This is a genomic window from Streptomyces tricolor (assembly GCF_002155905.1).
Taxonomy (GTDB): domain Bacteria; phylum Actinomycetota; class Actinomycetes; order Streptomycetales; family Streptomycetaceae; genus Streptomyces; species Streptomyces tricolor.
The window spans coordinates 1-4267 of sequence record NZ_MUMF01000399.1; the positions used below are offsets into that span (position 1 = coordinate 1).

A 4267-nucleotide genomic window follows, 5' to 3' on the forward strand; every position below is an offset into this window, starting at 1 on the left:
ACTGCGCGACCAGCCACAACCCACCCGCAGACAACCACGACGAGCACCCCCGAAGGGGCGCGAGGAACTGCGCGACCAGCCACAACCCACCCGCAGACAACCACGACGAGCAAGCCCCCCCGGCGGAGCCGACCCGCACCCGCGCTCAGGAACGGCCCCCCGCCTCCAGCGGCGGAGCCGCCACGTTGCCGTGTGTCCGGCACTCCGGGCGAGGGCAGCCCGGCGTCGGGCGGCGGACGAGGCGGAAAGCCACGGCCGAGCCCAGCAGCAGCGCCCCCGCACAGATCGGCATCGCCCGGTCGAACGCCGCGTCGAACGCCGCAGGCGACCGGTACGCCTCCGGCCCCATCCCCGCGAGCAGCGGCAGCGCCGCCACGGCGACCAGCCCCGCCGCCCGCGCCGCCGCGTTGTTGATGCCGCTGGCCAGCCCCGCCCGGGCGGTGTCGACCGAGGCGAGCACGGCGGCCGTCAGCGGCGCCACCAGGGTGACCATGCCGGCGCCCATCACCAGCAGCGCGGGCAGGACGTCCGTCAGGTAGTCGGCGTCCCTCCCCACCCGCAGCATCAGCAGCATCGCCGCCGCGCACAGCAGCGGCCCCACCGTGAGCGGCAGCCGCGGCCCGGTGCGGTCGGCGAGCGCGCCGGAGCGGGAGGAGAACAGGAGCATCAGGGCCGTGGTGGGCAGCAGCGCCGTACCGGCGGCCGGCGGCGAGTAGCCCGCCACCACCTGGAGCTGGAGCGCGGTGAGGAAGAAGAAGCCGCCGAAGGCCGCGTACACGCACAGGGTGACGAGATTGACCGCCGTGAACTGGCGCGAGGCGAAGATGTCCGGCGGCAGCATCGGGTCGGGGCGGCGTTTCTCGACGTACACGAAGGCCACCGCCGCCGCGCAGCCCGCCGCCGCGGTCAGGGCCACCGCCGGGGAGCCGGAGCGGGCCTCGATGAGCGCGTACGTCAGGAGGGCGAGGGCCACGGCGCCCAGTCCCGCGCCGAGGACGTCGAAGCGGCCGTGGGCCCGCTCGTCCGCCGACTCCGGTACGTGCCGCAGCGCGACCGGCACGCACAGCAGCGCCAGCGGCACGTTGAGCAGGAACACCCAGCGCCAGCCGGGGCCGGCCACCAGCCAGCCGCCGAGGAAGGGGCCGACGGCGGCGCCGATCCCGCCGAAGCCGGACCACAGGCCGACCGCCCGGCTGCGGTCGTCGGGGTGGAAGGACGCCTGGATGAGCGCGAGCGAGCCGGGCGTGAGCAGGGCGCCGCCGATGCCCTGCAAGGCCCGCGCGGCGATCAGTACGCCCTCGGTCGGGGCCAGCCCGCACAGCAGGGAGGCGGCGGCGAACCAGACCACCCCCAGGACGAAGACCTTCCGGCGGCCGTACCGGTCCCCGAGGGAGCCGCCGAGCAGGATGAGCCCGGCCAGCGTGACCAGGTACGCGTTGACCGTCCATTGCAGGGCGGCGAGGTTCGCGTCCAGGTCGTGGCCGATGCGCGGCAGGGCGACGTTGACGACGGTGGAGTCCAGCATGGCCATGCCGGAGCCGAGGACCGTGGTGAGCAGGAGCCACTTGCCCCGGGGCGAGGCCAGCCGGACGTCGGGCATGCCCCCAGGTATACAGCGGGCCCGGCGGCATGGACAGCCGTCGGGCCCGCGGGAACGCCGTGGCGCTTACTTGATCTTGTTGCCCGCCGAGCGCAGGTTCTGCGTGGCCTGGACGACGCGCGCGGCCATGCTCGCCTCGGCCAGCTTGCCCCAGGTCCGCGGGTCGTAGGCCTTCTTGTTGCCGACCTCGCCGTCGACCTTGAGGACGCCGTCGTAGTTCTGGAACATGTGACCGGCGACCGGACGGGTGAAGGCGTACTGGGTGTCCGTGTCGATGTTCATCTTCACGACGCCGTTCTCCAGCGCGGTCAGAATCTCCTGCTCGGTGGAGCCGGAGCCGCCGTGGAAGACGAAGTCGAACGGGGAGGCCTTGCCGAACTTGGCGGCGACGCCCTCGTTCAGCTCCTTCAGCAGCTCCGGGCGGAGGACGACGTTGCCCGGCTTGTACACGCCGTGCACGTTGCCGAAGGAGGCGGCCAGCAGGTAGCGGCCCTTCTCGCCCAGGCCCAGGGCCTCGGCGGTGCGGATCGCGTCGTCGACGGTGGTGTACAGCTCGTCGTTGATCTCGTGGGAGACGCCGTCCTCCTCACCGCCGGTGGGGGTGATCTCCACCTCCAGGATGATCTTGGCGGCGGCGGCGCGCTCCAGCAGCTCCTGCGCGATGGACAGGTTGTCGGCGAGGGTCTCGGCGGAGCCGTCCCACATGTGCGACTGGAACAGCGGGTTGCGGCCGGCCCGCACGCGCTCCTCGGAGAGCGCGAGCAGCGGGCGCACGTACCCGTCGAGCTTGTCCTTCGGGCAGTGGTCGGTGTGCAGGGCGATGTTGACCGGGTACTTCTCGGCGATGATGTGCGCGTACTCGGCGAGCGCCACCGCGCCGGTCACCATGTCCTTGCTGTACTGCCCGCCGAGGAACTCGGCCCCGCCGGTCGAGATCTGGACGATGCCGTCGCTCTCCGCCTCCGCGAAGCCGCGCAGAGCAGCGTTCAGGGTCTGCGACGAGGTCACGTTGATGGCCGGGTAGGCGAACTTGCCTGCCTTCGCCCGGTCGAGCATCTCGTTGTAGACCTCGGGGGTTGCGATGGGCATCTGTCCGCTCCTTGTGTTGCGGGTTGGGTTGTGCGTTACGGCCCTGACCTAGACCTGGGGATGCGACGTCGTCGTCGGCCCCATCTTTCCAGACGAGGGGGCGCTGCTCGGCGCCCCGGTCAAGTGCAGGTCAAACCGCGTCGTCAGTCCAGACCCAGTTCAGCCTTCGAGAAGGCGAACCGGTACGGAACGCCCGCACCCGCCTCGATCTTCTCGGCGGCGCCGGTCGCCCGGTCCACGATGGTCGCGACGGCGACGACCTCGGCACCGGCCTCGCGCACGGCCTCGACGGCGGTCAGCGGGGAACCGCCGGTGGTGGAGGTGTCCTCCACCACCAGGACCCGGCGGCCCGCGATGTCCGGGCCCTCGACGCGCCGCTGAAGTCCGTGCGCCTTGGCCGCCTTGCGGACGACGAACGCGTCGAGCTTGCGCCCGCGCGCGGCGGCGGCGTGCAGCATGGCGGCGGCGACCGGGTCGGCGCCCATGGTGAGCCCGCCGACCGCGTCGAACTCCAGGTCCGCGGTCAGGTCCAGCAGGACCTGGCCGACCAGCGGGGCGGCCTCGCCGTCGAGGGTGATGCGGCGCAGGTCGACGTAGTAGTCGGCCTCCAGACCGGAGGAGAGGGTCACCTTGCCGTGCACCACGGCCTTGTCCTTGATCTGCTGCAGCAGCGCGCCGCGTACGTCCGTCATGCCGACCAGCTTAGAGCCGCCGCCAGGCCCAGGTGGTCGTCGCCTCCAGCGGGTCCAGCGGGGTGACCAGGCGCGGGAGGGTGTTCAGCCCGTTGGGCGGTCCGGTCTGCGGCTCCACGCAGACGGCCTCGGCCTGCTCGTCGTAGACCACCACCCACTCCTCGCGGCTGGCCACCGTCAGCTCCAGCTGCCCGGGCCAGGCGAGGGTGACGTCGACGCCGCCGGGCATGCCGAAGCAGTCGTCCCAGGGGCCCGGCCGCGGGTCGATGCGGTTGCCGGTGGGCAGGTGGTCGGCGCCGCGCTCCTCCTGCCAGGCGGGCTTGAAGTCCAACTGGACGTCCTCGCCGCCGAGGTTGCGCCGGAACCAGGGGTGCCAGCCGAGCTGGGCCGGGAAGGAGTCGTCGTACGTCTCCACGGACATCGTCAGCGTCAGGGCGTCCTCGGCGAGCGCGANNTCGTACGTGATCACCGCCTCGTTCTCCGTGACGCGCGCCGTGCGCCAGGCGCCGTCGCGCGCGGTGCCGTGGATGGCGTGCGGCGGGGAGTTGAGCGGCATCTGGCGGAGGGTTCCGCCGTCCAGGAAGCGGCCCTCCCTTATCCGGCCGCACCAGGGCACCATCGGGAAGCAGCCGTAGCGGGGCCCTTGCCTGAGCAGTTCCAGGGAGTCCACCGTGAGGCCGCTGATACGGCCGCCGTTGCCCGGGCTGACGCGCACCTCTGCGTTGCCCGCTGTCAGCGTGATGTCTTCGTTACTCACGGGACGACAGTACTGGGGGGCGGGTCCGGCCGGGGGGCGACCGCGGGCCTTCAGCGGCGTTTGCGCAGGGCCCTGCCCACGACGATCGCGGACGCCAGGGCCAGCGCCGCCGCCGGTGCCGCCCAGCGC

Annotated in this window: 4 protein-coding genes; all 4 read right to left on the minus strand. The window is 72.6% G+C overall.

Annotated elements, in window-relative coordinates:
* Positions 1-145: 145 nt before the first annotated feature.
* The 4 genes from CCN44_RS26765 to CCN44_RS26780 all read right to left on the minus strand — a co-directional run bounded on the left by CCN44_RS26765 (position 146) and on the right by CCN44_RS26780 (position 4138).
* The gene (locus CCN44_RS26765) at positions 146-1600 is read right to left on the minus strand and encodes an MFS transporter (RefSeq protein ID WP_059250258.1); all 1455 of its coding nucleotides are present in this window, start codon (positions 1598-1600) and stop codon (positions 146-148) included.
* 66 nt (positions 1601-1666) lie between these two features.
* On the minus strand, positions 1667-2689 hold the full coding sequence (gene fbaA, locus CCN44_RS26770; RefSeq protein WP_059250257.1) for a class II fructose-bisphosphate aldolase: 1023 nt from the start codon (positions 2687-2689) through the stop codon (positions 1667-1669).
* A gap of 143 nt (positions 2690-2832) precedes the next feature.
* The gene (pyrE, locus tag CCN44_RS26775; RefSeq protein ID WP_059250256.1) at positions 2833-3381 is read right to left on the minus strand and encodes an orotate phosphoribosyltransferase; all 549 of its coding nucleotides are present in this window, start codon (positions 3379-3381) and stop codon (positions 2833-2835) included.
* 10 nt (positions 3382-3391) lie between these two features.
* Positions 3392-4138, minus strand: coding sequence for an aldose epimerase family protein (locus CCN44_RS26780; protein WP_086700253.1), 747 nt, complete (start codon positions 4136-4138; stop codon positions 3392-3394).
* Between the last annotated feature and the right edge of the window lie 129 nt (positions 4139-4267).

What these genes read in the sequence shown, in the direction of transcription:
- CCN44_RS26765 (WP_059250258.1), bottom strand. Translation starts at nt 1,600, where the DNA reads ATGCCCGACGTCCGGCTGGCCTCGCCCCGGGGCAAGTGGCTCCTGCTC.
- fbaA (WP_059250257.1), bottom strand. Translation starts at nt 2,689, where the DNA reads ATGCCCATCGCAACCCCCGAGGTCTACAACGAGATGCTCGACCGGGCG.
- pyrE (WP_059250256.1), bottom strand. Translation starts at nt 3,381, where the DNA reads ATGACGGACGTACGCGGCGCGCTGCTGCAGCAGATCAAGGACAAGGCC.